The sequence below is a fragment of the Planctomyces sp. SH-PL62 genome (assembly GCF_001610895.1).
Classification (GTDB): Bacteria; Planctomycetota; Planctomycetia; order Isosphaerales; family Isosphaeraceae; genus Paludisphaera.
Window position 1 is genome coordinate 5,408,060 of record NZ_CP011273.1, and the last position, 25,606, is coordinate 5,433,665.

The following is a 25,606-nucleotide window of genomic DNA, read 5'->3' on the forward strand; positions in this document are numbered from 1 at the left end:
TCGCGACAGCCCGTGGCGGCCCGTCCCGCCCCCTCCCCTCGGCGCGAACCCAAGGCATGATATGCGACCTTCCCTGATCTCGAACTATCTCGCCGGCAAGTCGACCGGCGACGTTTCTCCCGCGTTCCTCGCCTATCTGGCCAGCCTGGAGACCGTCGCGAGCGTCTCCCCGGAGATCGCCCGCGCGATCGTCCGGGAGCTGGCCGACCAGCGGAGCAACATCAAGCTGATCGCCAGCGAGAACTACTCGTCGCTCGCCACCCAGCTGGCGATGGGCAACCTGCTGACCGACAAGTACGCCGAGGGGATCCCGCATCGCCGCTTCTACGCCGGTTGCGACAACGTCGACACGGTGGAGGACCTGGCCAACGTCCGCGCCCGCGAGCTGTTCGGCGCCGAGCACGCCTACGCCCAGGCCCACAGCGGCGCCGACGCCAACCTGGTCGCCTTCTGGGCCATCCTCCGGGCCCGGGTCGAACTCCCCAAGATGGCCGAGGTCCTGGGCCTGGAGAACGCCGAGGCGCTGACCCCGGCCGACTGGACCAAGATGCCGATCGAGCAGTGGAATCAGGTCCGCCACGCCCTGGGCAATCAGCGCCTCCTGGGCATGGACCTGGCCTCGGGCGGGCACCTCTCCCACGGCTACCGCCTGAACGTCTCGGGCAAGATGTTCGAGTCCCACGGCTACACCGTCGACCGCGAGACCTTCCTGCTCGACTACGACGCCATCGAGGCCCAGGCCCTCGAGGTCAAGCCGCTGATCCTGCTGGCGGGCTTCAGCGCCTATCCCCGCAACATCAACTACCGTCGGATGCGCGAGATCGCCGACAAGGTGGGCGCGGTCCTGATGGTCGACATGGCCCACTTCTCGGGCCTGGTGGCGGGCAAGGTGCTGACCGGCGACGAGGACCCGCTGGCCTTCGCCGACGTGGTGACGACGACCACGCACAAGACCCTCCGCGGCCCCCGGGGCGGCCTGGTCCTGTGCAAGAAGGAGTTCGCCGAGCACGTCGACCGGGGCTGCCCGCTCGTGCTGGGGGGCCCCCTGCCCCACGTCATGGCGGCCAAGGCGGTCGCGTTCACCGAGGCCCTCCGCCCCGAGTTCCGCGCCTACGCCGCGAAGATCGTCGAGAACTCCCGGGCGCTGGCCGAGGCCTTCGTGAGCGTCGGCCTCAACGTCATCTCCGGCGGTACCGACAACCACCTCGTCGTGGTCGACGTCGCCTCCGCCCTGGGGGTCACCGGCCGCCAGGCCGAGGACGCCGTTCGGCGCTGCGGGATCACGCTCAATCGCAACCCGATCCCGTTCGACCCCAACGGCCCCTGGTACACCAGCGGCCTCCGGTTCGGCACCCCCGCCGTCACCACCCTGGGCATGGGTGCCCCCGAGATGCGCGAGATCGCCGAGGTCGTCCGCCTGGTGCTGACCAACATCGTCCCCGGCCAGAACAAGACCGGCGGCAAGGACAAGGCGAAGTACACCCTCGACGCGGCCGTCGAGAAGCAGGCGAGCGACCGCGTCGCCAGGCTCCTCGGCTCGTTCCCGGTCTACCCCGAGCTGGACCTCCGCTTCCTCCAGGCCCAGTTCGACGCCGGCTGAGTCGATCCCGACGCCGAGCCGAACCGAGCTGAGCCGAGACCAGAGAGAATCTCGCCCAATGTCCACCGAGACCCCCGGGCCGATCGCGGAGGTGACCGCCACGGCGCTCCGCGATCGGCTCGCCGGCGCCGGCCCGATCACGCTGCTGGACGTCCGCGAGCCGCACGAGCGCGCCTTCGCCGCCATCCCCGTCCAGGCCCCGACCGGCGACCTGTTCATCCCCATGAGAAAGGTCCCCGCCAGCCTCGACGCGATCCGCGAGGCGCTCGATCGGGGCCCGGTCGTCGTCTACTGCCATCACGGCGTCCGCTCGATGCGGGTCGCCGAATGGCTCGCCGAACGCGGCCTGAACGGCGTCGTCAACTTGCGAGGGGGCATCGACGCCTGGTCGATCGACGTCGCCCCCGAGATCCCCCGCTATTCCTGACGGCCGCCCACAGGCCGGATCGCGGGCCGACCGCCGGACGGCTCCCCTTTCACACCGACGGAGGAACGCCATGACGCCCACCCCGCGAAGGCCCCTGCAGGCGACGGCCCTCGTTTTGACCCTCGCCCTCGGGGGATGGCTCGCGGCCCCGGACGCCCTGGCGCAAGACCGAGGAGCCGCCGAGCCCGCCGGTACGTTCCGCAACCCCCTCAAGCTCCAGGGGGCCGACCCCTGGCTGATGTTCTACGACGGCTGGTACCACCTGGCGACGACCACCGGCCGCGACGTGCGGCTCCGCAGGGCGCGACGGCTCGGGGACCTCAAGACGGCCCCCGATCAGGTCGTCTGGAAAGAGGACGACGCAAGCCGCAACCGCGACCTCTGGGCCCCGGAATTCCACCGCCTGGAATCCGGCGCCGGCCCGCGCTGGTATCTCTACTTCACCGCCGGCGACGGCCGCGAGCCGAGCCATCGCATGTACGTGGCCGAGTCGTCGGGCGACGACCCGATGGGGCCGTACACGTTCAAGGCCAAGCTCCAGACCGACCCCAGGGACGCCCACTACGCCATCGACGGCACCGTCCTGCAAAAGCCGGACGGGTCGAGCTACTTCATCTGGTGCGGCCGTCCCAGCCCGACCGGCCAGGGGCTTTACATCAGCCGGATGACCAACCCCTGGACGCTGACCGGCCCCCGCGTCTACCTGGACGTCGACGGCCTGGACTGCGACGTCGTCCGCGAAGGCCCCGTCGCGCTCCGTCGCGGCGACCAGGGCCGGATCTTCCTGATCTACTCCACCTGCCCGGCCGACACCCCCGACTACAAGCTCGGGATGGTCTCGATGGCCCCCGACGCCGACCCGATGAAGAGCAAGTCGTGGGAGCAGACCCTGCGTCCGGTCTTCCAGCGCGACGACGCCGCCGGGGTCTACGGGCCGGGCCACAACTCGTTCTTCAAGTCTCCCGACGGGCTTGAGGACTGGATCGCCTACCACGCCAAGTCGGGCACGGCCGTGAGCTACGCCGACCGTTCCACCCGCGCCCAGAAGTTCACCTGGAACGCGGACGGGACGCCGAACTTCGGCAAGCCGCTCTCGACCGACCTCGACGTGCCCGCCCCTTCCGGCGAGCCGGCGAGCGGCGACGACGCGGGCCTTGAGAGGCCGACGCAGTAGTCGCGCCGACAGGACCGCCGAGGCCGTCGCTCACCGCGGCCGCCGCCCCCCCTCGGTCGGCGGCCGTCTCCGGTCGGAAGTCTCGCCGGCGCACACCGATCCTTCCTCACGCATGGATTAATGTTTATTCGCAACGTGGTTCCCTCCGCCGCCGTCCCTATGATCTAATTTCCTCGAAGATGGACCGGCGGAATCCCTCGACCTTTGAGAGAGAGCATGAACGTCAAGACCTGGACGAGGCTGAAGGCCAAGCAGCTGCGACGCCTCCCCATGGAGCTGGCGATCCGCGGCCTTGCCCGATGGGAGCCGCTCGACGACCCCGCGGACGGCTATACGATCGTCATCGCCTGCATGAACCGGCTGGCCCCGATGGCGGTCGCCAACCTCCAGATTCTGTCCCGCCAGGACCGGGAGCACCTCCACGAATTGATCCTCGTCTTCGACGGCCCGGTCGACCAGGTCCCCCAGATCGTCCGGGACGCCGTGGCGGCGCATCCCGACCGGGATCGGATCCGCATCCTCGGGTATGATGCGAAGCAGGCCCGCGTGGCGAAGCGGATCAACTGGGGCTGGGTCTACTCCTGGCTCTCCTGGAGCCTCGCGATCGCGCAGGCCCGGACCCGCGCCGTGATCATCCACGACCTCGACGCCCTGCCGGTCCGGCGCGACTTCTTCGAGCACCTCTACCTCACCTGGCTGGATACCGGCTCCTACTTCTGCAGCGGCCGCCACTACAAGGGCAACGGCGTCACGCGGGAGATGGAGTTGCACACGACGTTCGAGCTCATCCTGGACGCCGTCCACCTGCGTTCCCGCTTCAAGCCCTTCGACGCCTTCAACAAGCTTCGGATGATCGACGGACGGATCGTGGACTTCGACACCCTGCTTTACGTCCAGTATCAGACGCCCGAGCGTGCGCTCCGGCCGATCAACGAGATCGATCTCATGCATCCGTCGCAGGTGATCTGCCAGCACTCCGAGCTGGTGGCGGGGCGGACGGACTTCCAGGGCCGCACGCACTTCCTCGTGGTCGTTCCGTATTACTTCTACCTCGGGAACGAGCCGGAGCCCTTGCGCAAGATGACTGCGGAGCTTCAGGACCCGAACGCCCGTTCGGTGGACCTCGGCGGCAAAACCCTGTGCATAGACGGCGTCACGCCGGCCCACTGGGCCTGGATGGAGAAGCAGATCCGGCGGCTCGAACAGGGGCTCTTCGGCTCCACCCGTCCCGAAATCGCCGCGTTCCTCGCCCCCATGGCCCGGCGGGCCGCCGACGCCCGGAGCGTGGGCCGCGAGATCGGCGAGCACGCCGTCCAGGATCGGTAGGCCGCCGGGCCGTCTCACCGCTCCCTCGGCGGTTCAAGGAGTCTCGAGGACGGCCAGGTCCTCGGGCTCCAGGCTCAGCTCGGCGACGCCTTCCCGCCACGAGACGGCGCCGCCGCGGGCCAGGTCGCGGCCCTCGCCCGACTTCGGCGCGTCGAGCCGGATCGTGACCGTCCGGCGCTCGTTGGAGTCGTTGAAGACGGTCAGGTGACGGTCGCCGAAACGCTCGACGTACACCTTCTCATCGCTCGACCGCGCCTGAGTGACCGGCTCCCAGCCGGCCTCGGCGACGAGCCGGGCGATCGGCACGTACTTGCGGAACAGCGGCCGGTCGCGCTCGTAGAGTTCCGGCCGCGTGAAGTAGGCCCCGTCCGCCGCGTTGTGGCTGAAGAAGCCGGGGAACATGCCGTAGGCGACGGCCCGTTTCATGTACTTCTCGACCTTGTCCGGGCCCAGGCGGTCGAAGTCGGAATTCATCAGGAAGCAGAACGGCTTCCCCTTGCAGAGGGCGCGACGGAGGAGCAGGTCGGCGTCGGACATGGGCCGCCAGCGACCGCCGGGGTTCCAGTCGGATTCGGTCCCCATCACGTCGAGCAACGGGGCGAGCCAGCAGAGCCGGTCGGGCGTGGCGTTGGCCATCATCAGCTTGCCCCGCGCGTGGACGTCGCGCTCGATGCCCCGGGCGTACTCGAAGGCGATCGTCCCCCGGAAGACGGCAGGACGATGGTCGTCGAGCGCGAAGACCAGCGGAGCCTCCGATTTCGCGAAGTGCTCGCGGCGGAAGTCCAGCTCGTTGGTGACGTAACCCTCGCTGGAATCGATGTACTCGCCGTCCAGCTCCCCCCGCTTGCGGTCCGGGCCGTAAAGGCGGTCGCGGAGGCCCGGGTTCCATTTCACCGAGAAGTCGTCGTCGGCCGCGAGCCCCGGCGTCGAGTTCATGCTCCAGACGGCCCCCTTGTTCCAGGGCTCGTCGCGGAAGAGGGCGACCGGGTCACCGTCGCGATCGTGATAGGCGCTGGAGAGCCAGGCCTTGGCCTCGCGCTTGCCGTCGGCGGCAAGCCGCTTCGCCTCGGCGACGGCCGCCTCGAGGGTGCGGGGCATGCCGTCGGGCATCGCCATCCACCAGGTCATCGGCTCGGTGTAGCGAAACGTCAGGATGCCGTGGGCGTCGTCCCAGGCCGTCTCGCCGTCCCCCTCCTTGAACCGGAAGCCGAAATCCTCCCACCCCTTGACCTTGCTGATCGGGCTGAAGGGCATCCAGAGCCCCTGCTCGGCCACCCGCCGCTCGAAGGCGGCGGGGAACAGCCGGTAGTAGGCGTCGAGCGCCGCGCGGAACTCCCAGGTCGGGTCGAAGTCGAATCGGCAGAACCGGAGGTTCGCCTCGGGCTTCTCCGGGGTGAGCGCCACGTCGTAGGCCAGGAACAACTCGCCGGTCGCCGCATTGCAGCCGACCCGGAAGAAGGCCGGGCGGGCCATGTCGATCCCCATCGCCGTCCCACGACCTTCGTGCGCGACCGCTCCGAAGGGATACGACGACAGCCGACCGTTCGACCCGGCCCGGTACGGCCAGGGAGAAGACTTCACGTATTCCCGCCCCGGCTCCACGGCCGACGACCGCCTCGGGTCTTCGAGCCAGCGGGCCCCCTCGGCAGGGACGGGGACCGTGTAGACGAGCGTCACGGCCCGGTCGCGTCCCGTGGTCTCACGCAGGGCCACGTCCAGGAACGCGGCCCCCCCCTCGTCGCTCCGGCGGGCGTCGAGTTCCAGCCCGATCGCCCGCTTCGCGATGTGGAGGTAATCGCCGTCGACCGCCACGTCGCGGACCTGGAAGCCCTCCCGCGCCGGGCCTTTCGGCACGACCGGCGTCCCGTCGAACACCGCCCCGCCCGAGTCGGCCGAGACGACGGCCAGCCTGGGGTTCCGGAACGACGCCTTGCCGGCGTGGTTCCGCATGAGCAGGTTGACGGTCAGCTCCTTGATCGGCCGGGCGGGGATGAACACCACCCGCGCCTCCTGCCAGTCGTGGGTGCCGGTCTTGAACGGGGAGGACTGGCCCCAGACGGTCGAACCGTCGTCGTAGACCAGATCGAGATACAGCGAGTAATCGGGGTCGGCGCCGCCCGAGACCCCTTCCGCCTTGCTCGACGCGCTGACGACGATCGGCGCGGGCTGCCGCTGATCGAGCACCACTCGCTGCGACGCCCCGCGGCGATCGGTCGACGAGCCGCCGTTGTCGCAGACGAAGGCGTCCCCCTCCCGGACGAAGCCCGCGTCCCAGGGGGTCCATTTCGCCGGGTCGAGCCGGTTCGAGCCGCCGTCCTGTGAACGGACGACGGCCTTCGCCACGCCGCCGTCGGGCGGCCCCTCGCCGCGCGCACGCCCGTTGCCGAGCGCCGCGAGGGCCAGCATGGAGAAGGCGACAAGGGATTCCAGTCGGCGGGCGGGCCGGTTGCGACGTGACACGGGTTGGCTCCTGGGAGGTTCGTTCGATCGCTCGCCCTATCGTGCGCCTCGCCCGAGGGCCTCGCAACAGGGCAGGCGACCCGCCCGACACCTCCCGCGATCGACGGCGTCTCGGAGCGGTCGGCTTTTTCGAAAGGAAATTGAGAGCGCGTCGGATCTTTCATTCGACTTCAAAACGCCGACGCGCGACGGCCCGACGCGTCATGACTCGATCGGCCGAAATTGAGATTTCTCAATCGACCCCACCAAGTGCCAGCGGAACCCCTTCGGCTGCCAGGGGTTCCGCGAACCCGTGGACCGGCCGGGGATCGGGACGACGGCTCGGGACCGGCCCGACGCCGATCCCCGGGTTCGCGGAACCCGTGGCACCCCGATCGCCGTCTCCCCACCCCCTTGAAGTTGCGGCGTCAGGTGAGGAGGGTCCCGAAAGGAAGCCGAATCGGACAACGCAACCAATTTCGAGTCAACCACTTATGTTTCTCGAACCGGCCCCGGCGTCGCGTGTGTGAAAGGATCCATCCCGGGCCGCGTCCGACCTGGCTCGCAATTCGCTCACGGCTACATCCATCCCACCTTTGGATGTCGACTCCAAGCCTAAATCGAATGCCGCCGGGAAATCTCCTTTACGGAGTTTTGTGAATCCAGGCAAAGTACGTAGAATAGATCAAGCGACATCCCGATAATGAGACGTAGTATCCCAGTGGCTGGGCGACGATGAGCGCCGGGGCTTGGCCCAGCGGTCTGTAAGGGAGCGAGAATGAGTGTCTCAGAGGTTGCCCGTACGTCGTTCGACGACGTGGCCTTGCAGCGGCGGATCATGCAGCTGCGGCGGCCGGACAACGTCACGAACCTGCTCTACCTGGCGCGTGAGTACGCTTGCCTGGTCCTGATCATCGGCGGGGCGGTCGTCTTCGCGGAGTCGCGAGCCGGGTGGGGGCTCTCCTGGTCGTGGAACGTCCCGACGTTCGCCCTGGCGATCATTCTGGTGGGGGCCTTGCAGCACCGGCTGGCGGGCCTGGGGCATGAATCGTCGCACTACACGTTCGTGAAGAACCGCTTCCTCAACGACCTCATCCCCGACCTCTTCTGCATGTTCCCGATCCTGACCTCAGTGCACTTCTACCGCGTCTTCCACATGGCGCACCACCAGCACACGAACGACCCGGAGAAGGACCCCGACCTGCTGAACCTGGGGCGGGGCAAGCGGGCCTTCGAGTTCCCGATGACGCGGGAGCGGTTCATCGCCCTGGTCTACTTCTGCATGATCGTCGCGCCGATCCGGTTCGCGGAATACCAGTTCGCCTACATGACGGTGAACACGATGGGGAAGGGGCGGAGCATCTACAACGGGACGGCGAAGGGTCGCGGGATCGACCTCTATCTGCCCCGGCTCTCGACGGCCCTCGGCGTGGCGTACGTCCTGGGGATCAACGCCCTGTTCCTGTACCTGACCTCGACCGGCCGACCGGGATGGATCGCGCCGGCGGCCCTGCTGTCGGGCGTGCTGGGGACGATCGTCGCCTACGCGCTACCCGATCGGATGGTGTTCCGGTCCCCCTTCCGCCAGGCCTACTCGACGCGGTTCGCGGGCTCGGCGCGGCTCTGGTTCTTCACGGTCGTGCTGGCGACGCTCGCGCTGGCGCGGTGGGGCAGCGACGGCCGATCGCCGGCCTACGTGGTCTTGCTCTGGCTGGTCCCGCTCCTCACGACCTTCCCGTTCTTCATGCTGCTGCGGGACGTCTACCAGCACTCGAACGCCGACGCGGGGCGGCTGACCAACTCGCGGGTCTTCTTCGTCGACCCGTTCACCCGCTGGGCGGTGTTCATCTACGGGCAGGACATGCACATCCCCCACCACCTGTTCCCGACCGTCCCCCATTACCGCCTGGCGGAGCTGCACGAACTGCTGAAGACCCAGCACGACGCCTACGGGAACCACGTCGTCGAATGCCACGGCACGTTCGTCGGCGACCACGACCACCCGACGATCCTCGACGAGATGACCAGGCCCCGCCCGCCGCTCGCCGCGGGGATGTAGGCTGCGGTCGGACTCGGCCTCGACCCCGGATCAGGCTCGGGACTCGTCCCGGAGCGCCGAGGTTTCGCGGGGGCGTCGCAGGTGGTTGACGACGTCCTCGATCGAGCCGAGGCCCATGGGGAAGTGGGGCGGACGGACGGCGTTTCGCCCCAGCCCTGCTCGCAGTTTCCGACGGGCGGAGAGTCGTCCCAACTCGCGGGCGGCGTCGATCTTGCCGAGGTAGAAGGGGATGAAGCGGAGTCTCGCCATCCGCCAGGCGGCCTGGGCCAGCACCAGGCCGACGTGCGGCAGGAAGGCCAGCGCCAGCTTCCGCGCCGGGAGGTTCGACCAGAAGACCAGCTCCGCGTTGCGGGCCATGAGCCGCTGGAGCCTCGGGCTGCGATGGTCGGCGGTGGCTGAGATGTCGTGCAGGACGCGGCAGTGGGGCGTGAAGACCACGCGGTAGCCCGCCCAGCGCAGCCGGAAGCCCAGGTCCACGTCCTCGTAATACGAGACCAGCGAGGCGTCGAAGCCGCCGCCCGTCGCCTGAAGGGCCTCGGCCCGATAGAACGAGGCCGAGCCGCTGGCGCTCATGACGTCCTCGACGGGCCGCGACGCCCACCGCGCGACAGACTGGCCGTGGCCCCGCTTGGAGGGCCAGCCGGCCAGGCTGTACGAGTCGCCGGCCGAGTCGACGCGTTCGGGCGTCGCGCGGACGAGGACCAGGGGCGTCACCGCGCCGACCGTCGGGTCGCGGAACGGTTCGAGCCCCGCCTCGATCCAGCCGGGCGTCAGCTCGGTGTCGTCGTTGAGGACCTGGATGAAGCGCCCGCGCGCGGCCTCGATGCCGGCGTTGGCGGCGCGGCAAAACCCCTGTCCGGGAGCGAGGCGGACGACCCGCACCCGGGGGTGCGCCTGCGCCAGCCACTGCCGCGTCTCCTCGCCCGGCCCGTTGTCCGAGACGACGACCTCGCAGGCGAGCGCGGGGTCGCGGGGGAGATGGCGGAAAAGGCTTTCCAGGCAGGGTTCCAGCAGCCGCCGGCCGTGGTAGGTGGGGATCACGATCGAGCAGACGGGCCGGCTCAGGCCTCCGGAGGCTTCGTCGGGCGCGAGTGGTTCCACGAGATCTTTCCCCAGGCGACGTGCTGGATGGTCATGAGGAGGATGCGGAAATCGATCCAGAACGACCAGCGGTTGATATAGTCCAGGTCGTACTGGATCCGCTTGCGGAGCGAGGTCCGCCCGCGCCAGCCGTGGACCTGGGCCCAGCCGGTCATCCCGCAGGGGACGGCGTGCCGCAGGTTGTAGTCGGGCATGCCGGCGGAGAACTGCTCGACGAAGATCGGGCGCTCGGGGCGGGGGCCGACGAGGCTCATGTCCCCCTTGAAGACGTTGAAGAGCTGGGGCAGCTCGTCGACGTTCGTGTTCCGGAGCCAGTCGCCGATGCGGGTGCAGCGGGCGTCGTGGTTCGACGCCCAGATTGGACCGGTCTCGCTCTCGGCGTCGCTCCTCATGCTCCGGAACTTGATGATCCGGAACCGCCGTCCCCCCTGCCCGATCCGCTCCTGGGTGTAGAAGATGGGTCGGCCCGAGGAGAGCAGGATCGCCAGCGACACCACCAGGAAGAGCGGGCCGAAGAGGGCCAGGAGCATCCCCGAGACGAGGACGTCGGCGGCGCGCTTGGCGAGCCGGGCGCCTTCGGAGCGGGTCCACTTGCGGAACCGGGACGAGGCCGTCCGCCAGTCGAACTCGGCGCGGGCCGCAGGCCCGTCGGCGTCGAGTTCCAGCGCGGCGAGGTCCGGGACGCCGACGCCGCCGACCGCGACCCAGTGGACGCTCACCCGGGAATTCGCCAGCCGGGCCAGCCGGGGACGCAGGTGCTTCCTCGGCTTCGAATGCGCGACCAGGACGTGGGTGGCGCCGGCCTCGTCGACGATCTCGTCGAGGCGGTCGATGTCGCCCAGGACCGGCAGCGGGCAGGTGCGGGGGTTGACCGCCAGGTGGCGACCCCGGAATCTCGGACCCGATTTGCGGTGGTGGCCCGCGTCGATGAACCCGACGATCGGGACCGGCCCGCCCTCGAGGTCGCGCAGCAGCCTCCGGGCGTCGCGCGGGGCCCCGACGACCAGGATTCGCTTGCGCGACCGCCCGGCCAGTTCGCCGACCCGCTTCCGTCCCGCGATTTCCAGGGAATCATTCATGAGGCGCCACCGATCCCTCGGTCGGACTCGGGGCGATCGCGCCGGCCTCGGTCTCCCGATTGGCCTTTGCGGACCCCCGCCGTTCCCCGTACCATCCTTGGCGAACACCGCCCCGCGCGGCTATTTGTTCAAGCTTTTCCATCGGCTCATCCGACGGAATCATCCAGTGAATCCGGAAAACCCCGGATCCGAAGCAAGACCGGCAAACCTGGCGAGGTCGACCGAGTGGACCCTTCCCCCCCCGAGCCGCGAAACCGTCCCGAGCCGTGCCGGCTGACGGTCGTCGTCGTCAATTACGACGGCTGGCCGGACGTCGAGGGCCTGCTCGATCGGCTCGTCCGCGAGCCCGAATTCCGTTCGGGCGCGTGTCGGGCGGCCGTCGTCGACAACGCCTCGCCTTCGCCGATGCCGGACGTGGAGAGTTTCCGCCGCCCGGGCCTTCGGCTCGTGCTGAGGCCCGATAATGGCGGATTCGCCGTCGGTGTCAACGCGGGTTGGCGCGCAAGTCCCGCCCCCTGGCTCCTCCTGCTCAATCCCGACGTCGCCGTCGAGCCCGGCGCGATCGGCCGCATCCTCGATCGGATCGACGCCCTGGAGGCCCGCCCGGAAGGCCCCCCCGGCGTCGTCGGCTTCGGCCTCCGCAACGCCGACGGCTCCCCCCAGGGCTCGGTCGGGGTCTTCCCCAGCCTCGCCCGGTCGTTTCGCGAACAGTTCGCCCCGCGCCGAAGCCGGAAGTACCTCCCCGAGGACCGCCTCCGCGCCGGCGAGGTCGACTGGGTGACCGGGGCCTGCATGCTCGTCAACGGGCGGATGATGGCCGAGATCGGCGGCCTGGACGAGGACTTCTTCCTCTACCACGAGGAGGTCGCCTTCTGCCGCGAGGCGCGAAATCGAGGCTGGCGGATCGAGTACGACCCCACCGTGACGGTGGTCCACCGAGCGCCCTTGCAGGATCGGCCGATTTCGCCCAAGATGCGGGTCGTCATCCGGCACAGCAAGCTCCTGTACTTCCGCAAGCACACGCCCCGGCCGCAGTTCCTCGCCCTGGCGGGGATCGTCGAGCTGGAGGCGGCGGCCCGGGGCGCCTGGGCGGCCCTGCGGAAGGCCCACGCGGAGCGACGCGCCTGGAAGACGATCGGCGCGATCGCACGACAGCTCCGCCGGGGGGGAGGCCCCCTCGGGCGTCGGGTCGTCGAGCTGGCGGAAAGCGCCGAGCGCGGCCCGATCCAGGCCGACGACGGCGGCCGACGTCTCGGCGAGGGCCCCAGCCGCCCCAGGCCGCGACGGCCGTCCCGAGCGTCGCGGGCCCCGGACGACTGACGCGGACGGGCGACGGATTCGCCCGCCGAGGCCCGCACGGCGAAAGGATGGAACCGACTTGCCCCCCGCGCGACACGCCTTGCGGATCCTCCTCCTGACGGCCTTCGCCGCCGCCCTGCTCGGCCGGCTGGCCGCGACCACCGAGGTCATGTACGCCGACGGCCTGCGGTACGTCGCCGGCGCGCAGGCCGTGGCCCGAGGCGACTGGAAGACCTCCGTCGTCCGGGCCGTCGACCATCCGGCGTATCCCGTCGCGATCGCCGCCGCGCACGGCGTGCTGGGCCTGGAAGACGGCCCCCAGGGCTGGCAGACCGCGGCGCAGGTCGTCTCGGTGATCGCCGGGGCGATGCTCGTCCCACCCCTCTACCTCGTCGCGCTCGAGTTGTTCGGCCCGACCGCCGCCTGGCTCGCCTGCTTGCTCACGTTCCTGGTCCCGACCACCGGTCACGTCCTGGCCGATGTGCTCTCGGAGGGGGTCTTCCTCCTCTTCTGGACCTGGGGCTGCTGGTCGGCCCTGCGCTTCTTCCGCGAAGGCGCCGCGCGCTGGCTGGTCCCCACGATCGCCTTCGCCGGGCTGGCCTACCTGACCCGCCCCGAGGGCCTTTTGCTCCCCGCGGCGCTCGCGGCGACGCTCCTCTTGACCCCGCTGGCGGCCTCGCTCCGGCTGCCTCGCGGCGCGTGGTTCCGGGCGACGGCCCTGGTGGTCGTCGGTCCGTTGCTGGTCGTCGGGCCTTACGTCGCGATGAAGGGGGGGATCGGCACCAAGCCGGCCGTGGCCCGGCTGCTGGGAACGGCCCCGAAATCGGCGGCGACGGCCATCGAACGGGAACGCCCCCTCGACGCCGACCAGACCGCGATGAAGGCGTTCGCCATGGCCTGGCGAGGGATGTACCGGGCGGTGCAGACCGCCGTCACCCCGTTCCTGCTGGCGCTGGCGGCCTTCGGGCTGTACCGCCGGGGGGCCGCTCGGGACGACGGCCAGACGCGCGGGCGGCTGTTCGTCGCGATCGTCGGCGTCGCCTGGATGCTGGCCCTCGTCCGGCTGTACGCGACGGGGGGCTACTGCACGCCCCGCCACGCGCTCATCCTGGCCCTGCCGCTCCTGGCCGCCGCCGCGCACGGGTTGGCCCGACTGGCCGAAGGGCTCGGCGACCGCCTGACGGCACGCCCGCCCGAGACCCGCCGGCTCGCGCGGGGGCTGACCTGCGCCGCCGGGCTGGCGATCGTCGTCGCCGGCTGGGGGTCCCAGACGTTGGCCCCGATCAACGCCGATTACAACGGCTACCGCGCGGCCGGCGATTGGCTCGCGGCCCACGCCCCGCCCGACGCGAAGGTCTTCGACCTCAAGGGTTGGGCGCTCTACTACGGCCGTCGCCCCGGCTACTCGTTCGCCGATTACGGCGAGGCCGCCGACGACCCCAAGCTCGGATATCTGGTCGCCCACGAGGCCTTCCTGATCGGCGAATGGCCGTACTGCGACACCGTCCGGGCCCTCGTCGACGGACGTTCCCCGATCGCGTCGTTCCCGGCGGTCCGGCGCAAGGGCGTCGCGCGGGTGCACGTCTTCGAGCTGGCGCCGGGCCTGGCCCGCTCGGGACCGGCCCCCGGATCGGCCGCGACGCACTGACGCACCGCTGAGACGAAGGAGTGTCGACGTGAACACCGCAGCTTTCGACCCCGCCGTCACGCCCGACGCCGCGCTCGATCCCGAGACGGCCGGCCCGTTCCCGCACCTGATCCGGGTCGTCCTGCTCATGGCCGCGACGGCCGTCTTCCTGGGCTGGACGCTCCGGCACTCCGAGGCCAGCCTCCGCGACGGCCTGCGGTCGATCCAGGCCGCCCGCCAGATCGACGCCGGCGCCTGGCGCGACGGCGTCCGGGGGATCGAGCACCCGCTGCACCCCCTGGCGATCGTCGCGGCCCACCGGCTGCTCGGCGGCGACGGTCCCGAATGGTGGCAGCGCGCGGCGGTCGCGGCGAGCTTCGCGGCGGTCGTCCTCCTGGTGGTCCCGCTCTACCTCACCGGCCGCGACCTGTTCGGCGACCGCGCGGCGTGGCTGGGCTGCATCCTCTTCCTGGCGAACCCGCTGATGGGCTCGGTGGTCGTCAACGTCCTCAGCGAGTCGACGTTCCTGCTGGCCTGGACGTGGGGCCTGTGGGCCTCGGCGCGGTTCCTCCGCGACGGGTCGTTCGGGTGGCTACTTGGGGCCGTGGCTTTCGGCGTGCTGGCCTATCTGGCGCGTCCCGAGGGGCTGCTCCTGCCGGCGAGCCTCCTGGCGACGCTGCTCCTCATCCCGCTCCACCGCGCGACCCGGATCAACTGGCCGCGATGGCGGCGCGCGACGGCCCTCCTGGTGCTCGGCGCGCTCGCCCTGGCGAGCCCCTACATCGCCGCCAGGGGGACGCTCACGCCCCGGCCCGGCCCGGCCCGCGTCCTTGGCCTGGAGCCGCGATCGCCCGCCCTGGCGCTGGAGCGCGAGGCCCCGATGGCCGTGGGCCAGACGACCGCCGAGACCTACCGCCTCGCCGCGCTCCGGATGGTCGAGGTCCTCCTCGACAACGTCCCGCTCGTTCTGCTGGCGACGGCCCTCGTGGGGCTCTGGACGGCCCGAGGCGGGGGCGTCCCCTCGCGGACCTGGCTGTTCCTGGGGATCTTGCTCGCCGCGTCGGCCCTGGCGCTGATCCGGCTGCACGCGACGGCCGGCTACTGCGCGGCCCGCAACGCCGTGGTGCCGGGCATGGTGCTGACCCTGATCGCGGCGAGCGGGATCGACTGGCTGATGTCCCGCCTGGCGATCCCCGGCCGACTCGTCGGGCTCCCTCGCGAGCGGCTCAAGCCGGGGCCGATGGTCTGGGCGGCGGCCCTGGCGTTCGTGGTGGTCCTGCCCCGGTTCCGGCAGCCGGTCGTCGAGACGCCCGGCCCGTTCAACGTCTACTGGGACGCCGGCCGATGGCTCGCGGAGTCGGCGGCCGAAGGGGAGGTCCTCGACCTGACCGACTGGTCGCTCTACTTCAGTCGGCTCCCCGGTTCCTCGTTCGCGCATGTCCGCGAGGCCGCCGCGAGTTCGAACGTCCGCTGGGTCGTCGCCCTCGGCTCGCAGGTCGACGGAGACTCGACTTATTCCGACGCGCTCCGGTCGCTGATCGGCGACCGAGAGCCGGTCGCGGCGCTTCCCGGCCGGCCGCGTCCCGGCCAGGTCCAGGTGCGCATCTTCGACCGCGAGATCGCCCCCGCCCCCCTGGCCGTCGCGAGCCCCGCCGACGACCCGGCGAAGTCCGACCGTCGCTGATCGAGGACGCCGCGATCATGTTCCAGGCTCCCGCACGCTCAAGAACGCTGGCCGTCGCGATCCCGATTCTGCTCGCGCTCGCGGTCGTCGCGCAGACGGGCCGTTTCCGAGCGTCCAGCAGCATCACCTACGACGAGACGTTCTTCCTCGGCGCGGGGGTCAAGTCGCTGCACGAGGGTCGACTCGACCCGGATCTGGCGACGCACGGCACCGCCCCGCTGCCGATGCTGGTCAACGTCATACCGTCCCTCTGGTCGAGCGGCGGCGCGGCGCGGGCGCGGACCAACGCCTGGGAAGGTTCGGGGGATCGCGCGTTGATCGCCGGGCCTCGTCTGCTGACCACGATGACGACGCTGGTCCCGCTCGTCGTCATGGGGTTCGCCTGGCTGCACCGGCGTCGGGGGCTGCTCGCGGCGACCGTTGGGGCGGGGATGCTGGCCTTCTCGCCGGCCCTGCTCGCGCACGCCTCGCTGGCGACGAGCGACGCCGCGTTCGCCTTCCTCGCCACGCTGGCCGTGCTGGCGATCGGGCGTCATCTGGGCTCGCCGACGCCCTCGCGGTCGGCACTGGCGGCCGTCGCGACGGGGCTGGCGTTCTCGGCCAAGTACACCGGGGCCTTGCTGATCCCCTGTTTCGCGATGGGGCGGCTGATGGACCTCGTTCGCGCGTGTCGGGACGGGGGCGACGTCCGGAGCCGGCTCCGACGCACCGCCTGCGCCGGCGCGGAGGTCGCCGCGTTCCTAATGCTCGCCTTCGTAACGGCGTGGGCCTGCCACGGCTTCCAGGTTGATCCGACGCGGACCTGGCTGGGCCTCCCCTCGCCGCAGTTCGCGAGGGCCTTCGAGATCCAGCTCCTGCATGACGAGATCGGCCACCCGGCGTTCTTCCTGGGGGAGCGATCATTGCGAGGCTGGCGGACCTACCACCCGTTCACGATGCTGGTGAAGAGCAGCTTCCCGGAGCTGGCCCTGGCGGCGGCCGGGGTCTGGCTGGCGTTCCGGTCGCGGTTTCGTCTCGACGCTCGGGCCGATCGCGAACGCGCGATGTTGATCCTCTTCGTCCTGATCCTTGGGGCCGCGCTGATCCGCTCGCCCATCAACATCGGCCACCGCTACACGCTGGCCCTGTATCCGCCGATCGTCCTCATGGCGGTCGACGCGATGGCGAAGGCGACCGCCGGACGACCTTCCCGACGCCTCTGGGGCGCGGCGTTGATCGGCGGGCAGGTGGCGACGAGCTTCGTCGCGGCGCCCGACTACCTCTCCTACTTCAACGCGCTCGCCGGCGGCCCCGACCGGGCGTGGCGGCTCCTGGCGGATTCGAACATCGACTGGGGGCAAGACCTCCCGGCGCTCCGGGCCGTGATCGACCGCGAAGGCCTGCATCGAGTCGCCCTCGACTACTTCGGCACCGCCTCGCCTTCCGAATACGGCGTCCGGGGGGAGTCGGTCGACGTCCTGGGCCGATCCCTCGACGAGTACGACGCCCTGGCCGTCTCCGTCACCAGGCTGCATTCGGTCTATCCCCGCGAAGGGGAGAGCCGACGCGAAGTCGCCGACGTGTACCGCGAGCTTCGCCGGGTCCCGCCGAGTTTCCGGGCCGGGAACTCCATCTTCGTCTACGATCTACGTCAGCCCGACGCGCGGTCGGCGGTCCGTTCCTCGATCGAGGCGGCCCGCCGACCGAGCCCCGTTCAGGCCGCCGCGCGGGAGTCGTCGCGATCGTCGAGTCGCTGACCGTCGGCCCGACTGGTCCGGATGCCGATGGGGGTCGGTTCGGCGACCGTCGCCCGTTCGGCCCGCGCGTCGTCGCGAAGGATCAGGATCAGGGCCGCAAGCACCACGACCTCGACGGCCGCCGCGGCGAGCAGCGTGGGCAGGCCCAGCCAGGCGGGCTGGAGCGAGGCCAGCCGTGCGGCGTCGTCCGGCCAGGGGGCGAATCCCGTGTAGAACGGGACCATCCTCCCGAACAGGCCCACGACCTCGGCCGCGACCGACGCCCCGACGAGGGCCAGCGGCGCGACGCCCCGGAGGCTACCCGAAAGCGGCCAGCGCATCAGGCCGACCACCACGAGCGTCAGGAACCACGGCATCGCGGCGCTCGCGTACCAGGCGCCCGTCGACCACTGGCCCCAGGCCAGCTTCGACTGGACCATGTGATAGCCCAGCGCCGCCGTGTAGCCGGCGACGATCACCGCGCAGGCCAGCGGCAGCCGAGCCTCCGCGAAGACCCGTTCCGGCCGCAAGCCGCGACGTCGCAGGAACGCCCAGGTCAGTCCCGCCCAGGCCCATCCCAGGAGGCCGAGGACCACCAGGTCGCGATGGGCGAAAATGGCCTTCGGGTGCGTCCCCTGGAAGCTCCAGCCGCCGGCGAAGAAGACCAGGATCGTCCAGAGTTCCACGACCCAGGCGGCCCAGGGAATCTCCATCGCCGTCCTCAGGAGGTCCGCCCGGCCGAGTCCCCGAGCGTGGTTGACGGCCGCCTCCTGCATCGAGCTGATCGAGCCGTAATGCGCCAGGTTGAACCGCATCTCGGCCTGCGTGACAGCCAGGAATCCGACCCCCAGCGCCATCCCGAAACCGGCCGCCCGGCGCCAGGAAATCTCGGGCCGCGCCGCCAGGGCGAGCATGCAGAAACCCAGGAACGGCGCGAGCGCGTAGTTGGTGGCCTTCGCCAGCACGGCGAACCCGGCGAGGGCTCCGGTCGCCAGGCACGCCGCCCCCAGCCTTCGCGGGCTCGCCCAGGGCCTCGACGAGAGCGACAGGCCGAGCCAGATGGTGAGGGTCGCCAGGAAGACCGCCAGGGCGTCGTTCGCCACCCGCACGCCGTTGATGAGGAATAGTGGATACGTCGCCAGGACGAGCCCGACCCAGGCCGCGGCGCGGCGCTCCGCGAGTCGGGGTGCCAGGCAGAAGAACGCCGCCGCAACCGCCCCCGCCGTCAGCAGCAGGTTCAGCAGCCGCATCCCCGCGATCGACGACCGCACCGCCTCCAGGCCGCCGAAGGCCGCGTACACCGGCTGGAGCAGGCGGTAGCTCAACGGCCCGTGCTGCGACTGGTACATGAACACCGACTCGTCGCGGAACGGCCGGACCGCCCCGGATCGTCGGTCGGCCCAGAATTGCTGATAGCCGACGCCGCCGGCCCCGCTCAGGCCGTCGCGGACCGCCGAGCCCGGCTGGGGAAACTTGACGGCCTCGGCCATCACGGCCGACGGCACTCGAGTCTCGCCGACGACCGGCGTCCGCCCGCCGTCGCGCAGGTGCTCGACGTACGCGACGTGCTGATACTCGTCCCAGCCCTCGAAGGGGGGGAGCGCGGCCATGAAGACCACGCCTCGGGCGATCACCAGCGCGGCCAGCAGCGCGCCGAAGCGGCGGCGGAAGGCGACCCGTGACGGATCGTCGGCCGAGCCCTCGGCCCCGTACACCTCAAGCATGATTCCATCCTGCAACGACGACCGGGAGGCCAGGCGCGCGGCGGGGGCGGTCCGACCGCCGGGACGCGCCGATACGGGCTCTTTATCGAGCCTGTCAAGGTCGATCGTCCAGGAAAAGCGCGGTCAGGGCTTGAGGCGGGCGAGGGCCGCGTTGCGGGTGTCGGTCACGTCGAGGATTCTCTGGAGGTTCATCGTGCGGAAGATGTCGAAGACGTAGGGGGCGACGCCGAAGAGGACCAACTTTCCCTGGCGGCGGTCGATGCGCCGCTTGAGCGTGACGAGGAAGCCGATCTCCGAGCTGGCCAGATAGTCGACGTCGGTCAGGTCGAGTGCGAAACGGCAGTCCTCTCGGGATTCGATCTGCTTGTACAGCCAGTCGCGCCGGGAGAACTGCCAGTCCTGATGCTCCTCCTCCCCGGACTCGAAAGCGACGATCAGGACTCCGGCGGAATCGCTGGTCGTGAAGCTCAACATCATGAAGTCCCTTCTACTGCGGGATCTACCGAACGCGCCCGGCGCGCGTCGTCGCGAGCGGGCGGGGGTGCTCCCGAGGCGGGAGCGGGCCGTCGACGTGCGAGACGCACCAAGGCCGGGACGGATTGCGCCGGGATTCTAAGCCGTCCCGTCGAACGAATCAAGAACGATCGCTTACGATTTGATAAGTACCAAGAATATCGGAGACAGACCGGCCGCGAGGCTCGGACCGGGCGGGATCCGGGGACGGCTCCGATCGCCCCGCTTCGACGACCTCTTCGGTCGCCGCGAGGCCGCCGGATTCGGCCCGAAGCCTGTTCGCCGACTCGCAGGCTGTCGCGACGACGTCGCACGGCCATTTCCAGCCGCCTTTGTAGACCACAAGCTTCCGCCCGCCGCGCCGGGATTCGCGTCCGCCCCGGCGACCAGGAAAACCCCGGCCTCGTTCCTGATCCGTCGGGAACGCCCGCCGTCGCTCCGCTCGCCTTCCCGCCGGTCCGTCGGATCACGAGAAGACCGACTCACTCCGTGAAGCGGGCTTGCGGAGGCCGTTCCGAAGTGTTCTCGACCGAGCCGAACGGGTGCGCCATCCGGTCGTGGCCCCGAGGTTCGGCAAGGCTGGCCCACTCGCCCGCGGGCGGGCCGGGCACCCCGGATGCGAAAGCGGGCGAGGAGCATCCTGAGAGGGGGGCGCCCTCCCAAGGTCCTCCTCGCCCCGGTCGGACATCAGATTTGACGATCCGGTCGACTTCGATCCAGATTCAGCGGGAGCGGCTGAACGAAAGGCCGGGGTCGTCGGGGCCGGTGCCCATCAGGTGGAAGACGAAGTGGTCCTCGTCCTTCCAGGCGATCCGACCGACCATGGGGGGTTGCGTCTCGTCGGCATTCTGGACGAGCGTCAGCAGGCCGTTGCCGCTGGTTCGCACGCCCTCGAACCGTTTCGTCGATCCGTCCTGTTCGACGCTCCAGGCGAACTTGCCGGCCTGGCTGAGGTCGAGGGTGATCTTGGAGCGATCGTCGGGTGCCGCGGTCCATGTCCCTTCCAGCGCGTTGTCGCGGACGGCGACGGCCGGCAGCGGCTCGGCCGCCGGCGGCGCGAGCGCCGGGCGGGCGCAGCGGCCGGCTTCGCGTCGGCGTCGGGCCCCAGGGCCTCGCGCCGGGCCTTCTCCAGTTGCTTCACGAGACCCGACGAGAGCTGGTCGCGGGGCTGGATCTCGGCCGCGGCCCGAAGCTGACCGAGGGCCTCCTCGCCGTGCCCCTGGCAGAGATAGTGATACCCCAGGAGGAAATGGGCCGGAGCGTCGTTCGGATCGGCCTTCACCCGCGTCTCCAGCGCGCGGAGTTGGTTGGTGTAGGTCCCCGCGTCGTCACCGTAGAGCCCGATCAGGGTCGGCCAGTCCCAGCCGGGACCGATCGAGAGGACCGGATAGAGGGCCGCCGCCGCGTCGTCGTACCGCTTCATGGCGAACAGCGACAGGGCGCGGAATTCGTGGAGCGTCGGGTCGTTGGGCATCTGCCGGAGCGCCTGGTCGGCGAAGTCCAGGGCCGCCGTGTAAAGGCCCATCTTGAACGCCTCGCGGCCCTTGTCGAACAGTCCGTCCGCGTCATCGACGACAGACGCCTCGGGCGGCGCGGCCGTGGGGTTGATGGGCTGCGAGTAGTCGTAGACGAGAGGCTGCTCCTGGACGACGACCGTCTGGGGGACGACGTAGTACGGGTTGTAATAACTCGTGTATCCCCAGTCATAGAGCATCGGACCGTACGCCCAGGACGACAGTCCCCAGCCGCCTCCCCAGCCAAGCCCGCCGAGGCCCCAACCGCCGCCCCAGCCAAGCCCGCCGAGGCCCCAACCGCCGCCCCAGCCAAGCCCGCCGAGGCCCCAGCCCAGGCCGTTGCCCCAGCCCAGACCCCAACCGCCCAGGCCGCCGCCCAGTCCACCCAGGCCCCAGCCGCCAAGGCCCCAGCCCAGACTGCTCCCGAGGCCGAGCCCCAGACCCCAGCCGAAACCGTTGCCGAAGCCGCCGCCTCCCCAACCGTTGTTCCAGCCGCCTCCCCAACCGTTGTTCCAGCCTCCGCCGTGACCGCCCCAACCGTTGTTCCAGCCGCCGCGACCGCCCCAGCCGTTGTTCCAGCCGCCGCGACCGCCCCAGTTGCCGCCGCCGCCGCCGTGACCGCCCCAGTTGCGGTGAATGCCGGCGTAATTGTCTCGCCAGCCAAGGCCGCGCGAGCCCAGGTTGTTGACGTTGTTGATACTCCGATTGAAGTTCGTCGGCGTATATCGACCACCGGGCCCTCGCATGTTGGCGAACGAAGGCCGACCATTCAGGTTGCTCCCCCCGCCCGCGCCGGGGCGCCCGCCGAAGCCCTGACCGCCGCCAGGCCCACGATCCCCCCGATTGATCGAGCCCGGACCACCAGGCCGCGAGCCAAGACCCGGACCGCCGCCGGGTCGCATGCCGGCCATCGAGCCCGCGCCGGGGCCGCGGTTCCCCCAGTTGATCGAGCCCGGACCGCCGCCGGGCCGCATCCCAGCCATCGAGCCCGATCCACCTGGGCGCGAACCGAGGCCGGGCTGCGAACCGAGACTGGGACCGCCGGGTCGCGAACCGAGGCCGGGACCGCCGCCAGGTCGCATGCCGGCCATCGAGCCCGCGCCGGGGCCGCGGTTCCCCCAGTTGATCGAGCCGGGGCCGCCGCCGGGCCGAGAGCCGCCGAGGCCGGGGCCGCCCACACCCGGGCGAGCCCCGCCGAATCCGGACGCGCCGGGCCGCATCCCCGCGACGGAACCCGGCCCCGATCGCATTCCGCCCGGCATTCCCCCGCGATTTCCGAAGTTGAGCGAGCCGGAGTTGCTCATGCCCGGCCGCGACATACCGCCCATCGCGGGACCGCCGCGATTCGGCATACCCCCGGGCATCCCGCCTCGCATGCCACCCATCGAGCCCCCCGGAGCGCGGATGCCGCCCATCGAGCCCCCCGGAGCGCGCATGCCGCCCATCGAGCCCCCCGGAGCGCGGATGCCGCCCATCGAGCCCCCCGGAGCGCGCATGCCTCCCATACCGCCGGGCATCCCGCCGCGCATGCCTCCCATACCGCCGGGCATCCCGCCGCGCATGCCTCCCATACCGCCGGGCATCCCGCCGCGCATGCCTCCCATACCGCCGGGCATCCCGCCGCGCATGCCTCCCATACCGCCGGGCATCCCGCCGCGCATGCCACCTCCCATGCCGCCGCCGCCGCGCATGCCTCCCATGCCGCCGCCGCGCATGCCGCCGCCTCCGCCGCGCATGCCACCGCCGCCGCGTTGGGCGAGCACTTCCGCGCCAGGCCAGAAGGCAAGGACCGTGGCCAGGCCGGTCGCGATCACCAGACCTCTAAATCGCCGTCCCATCAGAACCGCCCCCTTCCAGCAGCGCGAGGTGCGTCAAACGTCGATGTATTCTATGCCGTCCGGGCGATCGTGTCGGAAAACCTCCTTGCTCCTCCTAATACGATGGCGAAACCCATACCGGCCCGTGCCAACCCCTTTCGATTTCGTCGGCGGGGCCGCGTCGGCTGCCATGTCCGAATTGTTTGGCGGATTCACTTGAGGTTCGGACCGGCGGGACTTATAAATGAACGACACATCATCTGATCCATGAATGGTCGATCCCCAAATCGTGGGAGGGCGGCATGATCTCCGCATGGTTCCTGGGTCTCGCGGTCGGAGTCGTCGGAGGGAGCGATCAGGAGGCTCCTCGGGCTCCAGCGGCCGATCGCGCAGCCTATGAAGAAGCCCGCACCCGCGCCGGCCGCGACGCCGACGCCCAGGTCGACCTGGCTCTCTGGTGCGAGGCTCGCGGCCTGGCCGCCGAGAAGACGACGCACCTGACCCGGGCCGTTTTGATCGACCCCGACCACGCCAGGGCGCGAGGGCTGCTGGGCTACGTCCGGCATGAAGGCCGCTGGATGCGACCCGACGGCGTCAGCCGGGCCGTCGAGGAGTCGCCCGAGAGCCAGGCCCTCCTCCGCGAGTACCTGGACCGGCGCACCAGGACCAGCGACGACGCCGACGACCTCTACAAACTGGCCCTCTGGTGCGAGGAGAAGGGCCTGTCCCAGCCGATGGTCGCGCACCTGCGCCGGGTCGTGCAGCTCGATCCCGGCCGCGAGGGAGCCTGGCGCCGTCTCGGCTTCAAGAAGGTCTCCGGACGCTGGATCGACCCCGAGGCGGAGGCCGAGATCAAGGCCGCGCGCGTGGCCCAGGAGCAGGCCGACAAGGCCTGGAAGCCCCGTCTCGAAAAGCTCCGGAACGCCCTGGGGAGCAAGGAGAAGACTCGCCGGGCCGAGGCCCAGGCCGAGCTTGCGGCGATCGACGACCCCCGCGCCGCGGCGATGGTCTGGCAGGTCTTCGCCCGAGGAGGCGATGAGCGCCGCCAGCGAATCGCGGTCGACGTCTACAGCCGGATGGACGCCCCCGCCGCCTCCACCGCGCTGGCCCTGATCGCCGTCTTCAGCCCCCACGCCGGCATCCGATCCGACGCCGCCACCCTGCTCCTCCGCCGGGACCCCCGCGAGTACGCCGGCCTCCTCGCCGGGCTCATCCAGGACGAGATCAAGTACAAGATCAAGCCCGTCGAAGGCCCCGGCTCCCAGGGCGAGCTGTTCGTCCAGGGCAGGGACGAGAACGTCCGCCGGCGGTATACGCCGCTGCAAGGGCCCGTCCTCGCGCCGACGGACCAGCTGGATCGGGATGAGAACGGCAGGCTCATCGCGCTTCGGCCCACGGGCTACACCTACACCGGCCCCAGCGTCGGCACGCTCGACATCAGCGCCAACGGCGCGGCACGTATCACCACCAACGGCGCCTCGTCGCCGTTCGATGGCGTCACCGTCTCGGGTGGGCTCATGCACGTGCCGACCGGCGTCGGCCAGAACGCAGGCTTGACGTCGGCGCTCCAGGGGGCGGGCCTGTCCGCCTCGCAAACCCAGACGATTCTGGGCCGGCTCCCGCAGTCGGTGGCCTTTCCGGTCGGCGGCAGCTGGACGAGCGGAAGCCGCGTCGAACCCGTCTATGAGGAAAGGATCCAGATTCCGGTCGAGCAGATGATGGCCGAGGCCCGCGCCTCCGCCCTGATGGCCAGGCGGCAGTTGGAAAGCGACGTCGCGCAGATCGAGGCCCAGAACGCCCCCCGGCGCGAGGTCAACGAGCGGGCTTCCGCCGTCCTCAAGCGCGTCAGCGGCGCCGACCTGGGCGACGACCGTGAGAAGTGGATGGCCTGGGCCGTGGACCTGGAGGGTTACGTCCTCCCGCAGAAGTCCGCCTCGGAGCCGCCGCCGACCTACGTCGAGGACGTGCCGATCGCCTTCCAGCCGCAGGCGACCTTCACGCGCACCGGCTCGCTGCTGGGATACGAGCTCCGGCATTCCTGCTTCGCCGGCGGGACCATGGTCCGCACCTTGCAGGGGCTTCGGGCGATCGAGTCGATCCGCCCCGGCGACCAGGTGCTCTCGCAGGACACGACGACCGGCAAGCTCGACTATCGGCCCGTCGTCACGGTCTACCACAACCCGCCGAACGAGACGTTCAAGATCGACGTCGGCCGGGAGACGGTCCACCCCACGGGCATCCACCGGCTCTGGAAGGCGGGGCGGGGCTGGATCATGGCGCGCGAGGTCCAGCCCGGCGATCGCCTGCGGACCGTCGGCGGGCTCGTCGAGGTGTCCGCAATCGAGAAGGAGTCGGCCCAGCCCGTGTTCAACCTGCTGATCGCCGGCGGCGACAGCTACTGCGTCGGCGAGCTGGGCCTGATCGCCCACGACAACAGCTTCGTCGACCCGGTCGCGAAGCCGTTCGACGACGTGCCGGCCCTGGCCTCGGCGACGAGCCGACCCTGAC

The 25,606-nt window shown here is 70.6% G+C and carries 17 protein-coding genes; 10 read left to right on the plus strand and 7 right to left on the minus strand.

Going from position 1 to position 25,606, the window contains the following annotated elements:
* Positions 1 to 61: 61 nt before the first annotated feature.
* The 4 genes from VT85_RS20995 (at position 62) to VT85_RS21010 (ending at position 4,527) form a co-directional block, all read left to right on the plus strand.
* A complete protein-coding gene (locus VT85_RS20995) occupies positions 62 to 1,600 on the plus strand; it encodes a glycine hydroxymethyltransferase (protein WP_068419729.1) in 1,539 nt (512 codons plus the stop codon).
* 58 nt (positions 1,601 to 1,658) lie between these two features.
* Positions 1,659 to 2,027 (plus strand): rhodanese-like domain-containing protein, encoded by a 369-nt coding sequence (locus VT85_RS21000; protein ID WP_068419731.1) that lies wholly within the window; start codon positions 1,659 to 1,661, stop codon positions 2,025 to 2,027.
* Between the two features lie 70 nt (positions 2,028 to 2,097).
* Positions 2,098 to 3,201 (plus strand): family 43 glycosylhydrolase, encoded by a 1,104-nt coding sequence (locus VT85_RS21005; RefSeq protein ID WP_068419732.1) that lies wholly within the window; start codon positions 2,098 to 2,100, stop codon positions 3,199 to 3,201.
* Between the two features lie 216 nt (positions 3,202 to 3,417).
* The gene (locus tag VT85_RS21010) at positions 3,418 to 4,527 is read left to right on the plus strand and encodes a hypothetical protein (RefSeq protein ID WP_068419734.1); all 1,110 of its coding nucleotides are present in this window, start codon (positions 3,418 to 3,420) and stop codon (positions 4,525 to 4,527) included.
* Positions 4,528 to 4,560: 33 nt separating this feature from the next.
* Here VT85_RS21010 and VT85_RS21015 read toward each other — a convergent pair whose 3' ends face one another.
* Positions 4,561 to 6,987: a hypothetical protein gene (locus VT85_RS21015; RefSeq protein ID WP_156512992.1), complete on the minus strand. Its 2,427-nt coding sequence runs from the start codon at positions 6,985 to 6,987 to the stop codon at positions 4,561 to 4,563.
* A 757-nt stretch (positions 6,988 to 7,744) separates the two neighbouring features.
* On the opposite strand from VT85_RS21015, the gene VT85_RS21020 reads away from it, so the two are divergent.
* Positions 7,745 to 9,025, plus strand: coding sequence for a fatty acid desaturase family protein (locus VT85_RS21020; RefSeq protein ID WP_082858779.1), 1,281 nt, complete (start codon positions 7,745 to 7,747; stop codon positions 9,023 to 9,025).
* 30 nt (positions 9,026 to 9,055) lie between these two features.
* Here the strand turns inward: VT85_RS21020 and VT85_RS21025 are convergent, their stop codons facing one another.
* Together VT85_RS21025 and VT85_RS21030 are read right to left on the minus strand one after the other, a co-directional pair.
* On the minus strand, positions 9,056 to 10,126 hold the full coding sequence (locus VT85_RS21025) for a glycosyltransferase family 2 protein (RefSeq protein WP_068419738.1): 1,071 nt from the start codon (positions 10,124 to 10,126) through the stop codon (positions 9,056 to 9,058).
* On the minus strand, positions 10,087 to 11,205 hold the full coding sequence (locus VT85_RS21030) for an exopolysaccharide biosynthesis polyprenyl glycosylphosphotransferase (protein WP_068419739.1): 1,119 nt from the start codon (positions 11,203 to 11,205) through the stop codon (positions 10,087 to 10,089). Before VT85_RS21030 ends, VT85_RS21025 begins: the two co-directional genes overlap by 40 nt.
* A gap of 225 nt (positions 11,206 to 11,430) precedes the next feature.
* On the opposite strand from VT85_RS21030, the gene VT85_RS21035 reads away from it, so the two are divergent.
* The 4 genes from VT85_RS21035 to VT85_RS21050 are packed head-to-tail and all read left to right on the plus strand — an operon-like array spanning position 11,431 to position 17,551.
* Positions 11,431 to 12,525, plus strand: coding sequence for a glycosyltransferase family 2 protein (locus VT85_RS21035; RefSeq protein WP_068419741.1), 1,095 nt, complete (start codon positions 11,431 to 11,433; stop codon positions 12,523 to 12,525).
* Between the two features lie 58 nt (positions 12,526 to 12,583).
* On the plus strand, positions 12,584 to 14,152 hold the full coding sequence (locus tag VT85_RS21040; protein ID WP_156512994.1) for a glycosyltransferase family 39 protein: 1,569 nt from the start codon (positions 12,584 to 12,586) through the stop codon (positions 14,150 to 14,152).
* A 28-nt stretch (positions 14,153 to 14,180) separates the two neighbouring features.
* The gene (locus VT85_RS21045) at positions 14,181 to 15,815 is read left to right on the plus strand and encodes a glycosyltransferase family 39 protein (RefSeq protein ID WP_068419748.1); all 1,635 of its coding nucleotides are present in this window, start codon (positions 14,181 to 14,183) and stop codon (positions 15,813 to 15,815) included.
* A 17-nt stretch (positions 15,816 to 15,832) separates the two neighbouring features.
* The gene (locus VT85_RS21050) at positions 15,833 to 17,551 is read left to right on the plus strand and encodes a phospholipid carrier-dependent glycosyltransferase (protein ID WP_068419750.1); all 1,719 of its coding nucleotides are present in this window, start codon (positions 15,833 to 15,835) and stop codon (positions 17,549 to 17,551) included.
* Here the strand turns inward: VT85_RS21050 and VT85_RS21055 are convergent.
* From VT85_RS21055 to VT85_RS29710, 4 genes are all read right to left on the minus strand, one after another.
* Complete coding sequence (locus VT85_RS21055; protein ID WP_068419752.1) at positions 17,509 to 19,254, minus strand: DUF2142 domain-containing protein; 1,746 nt, start codon at positions 19,252 to 19,254, stop codon at positions 17,509 to 17,511. The two genes, VT85_RS21050 and VT85_RS21055, sit on opposite strands and share 43 nt — an antisense overlap.
* Positions 19,255 to 19,377: 123 nt before the next feature.
* A complete protein-coding gene (locus VT85_RS21060) occupies positions 19,378 to 19,731 on the minus strand; it encodes an STAS domain-containing protein (protein WP_082858780.1) in 354 nt (117 codons plus the stop codon).
* 758 nt (positions 19,732 to 20,489) lie between these two features.
* Positions 20,490 to 20,654 carry a hypothetical protein gene (locus VT85_RS27880; RefSeq protein ID WP_156512996.1) on the minus strand — a complete coding sequence of 55 codons (165 nt, stop codon included), beginning with the start codon at positions 20,652 to 20,654 and terminating at the stop codon, positions 20,490 to 20,492.
* A complete protein-coding gene (locus VT85_RS29710) occupies positions 20,627 to 22,264 on the minus strand; it encodes a tetratricopeptide repeat protein (protein WP_156512997.1) in 1,638 nt (545 codons plus the stop codon). Before VT85_RS29710 ends, VT85_RS27880 begins: the two co-directional genes overlap by 28 nt.
* Before the next feature lie 1,136 nt (positions 22,265 to 23,400).
* Between VT85_RS29710 and VT85_RS21070 the strand changes: the two genes are divergently transcribed.
* On the plus strand, positions 23,401 to 25,605 hold the full coding sequence (locus VT85_RS21070; RefSeq protein WP_068419759.1) for a polymorphic toxin-type HINT domain-containing protein: 2,205 nt from the start codon (positions 23,401 to 23,403) through the stop codon (positions 25,603 to 25,605).
* Position 25,606 lies beyond the last annotated feature (1 nt).

Bases quoted from the DNA above. Each gene is read 5' to 3' on its own strand.
- VT85_RS20995 (WP_068419729.1), top strand. From the start codon at position 62: ATGCGACCTTCCCTGATCTCGAACTATCTCGCCGGCAAGTCGACCGGC.
- VT85_RS21030 (WP_068419739.1), bottom strand. From the start codon at position 11,205: ATGAATGATTCCCTGGAAATCGCGGGACGGAAGCGGGTCGGCGAACTG.
- VT85_RS21050 (WP_068419750.1), top strand. From the start codon at position 15,833: ATGTTCCAGGCTCCCGCACGCTCAAGAACGCTGGCCGTCGCGATCCCG.
- VT85_RS21070 (WP_068419759.1), top strand. From the start codon at position 23,401: ATGATCTCCGCATGGTTCCTGGGTCTCGCGGTCGGAGTCGTCGGAGGG.
- VT85_RS29710 (WP_156512997.1), bottom strand. From the start codon at position 22,264: ATGGCTGGGATGCGGCCCGGCGGCGGTCCGGGCTCGATCAACTGGGGG.
- VT85_RS21055 (WP_068419752.1), bottom strand. From the start codon at position 19,254: ATGCTTGAGGTGTACGGGGCCGAGGGCTCGGCCGACGATCCGTCACGG.
- VT85_RS21005 (WP_068419732.1), top strand. From the start codon at position 2,098: ATGACGCCCACCCCGCGAAGGCCCCTGCAGGCGACGGCCCTCGTTTTG.
- VT85_RS21060 (WP_082858780.1), bottom strand. From the start codon at position 19,731: ATGATGTTGAGCTTCACGACCAGCGATTCCGCCGGAGTCCTGATCGTC.
- VT85_RS21000 (WP_068419731.1), top strand. From the start codon at position 1,659: ATGTCCACCGAGACCCCCGGGCCGATCGCGGAGGTGACCGCCACGGCG.
- VT85_RS21020 (WP_082858779.1), top strand. From the start codon at position 7,745: ATGAGTGTCTCAGAGGTTGCCCGTACGTCGTTCGACGACGTGGCCTTG.
- VT85_RS21010 (WP_068419734.1), top strand. From the start codon at position 3,418: ATGAACGTCAAGACCTGGACGAGGCTGAAGGCCAAGCAGCTGCGACGC.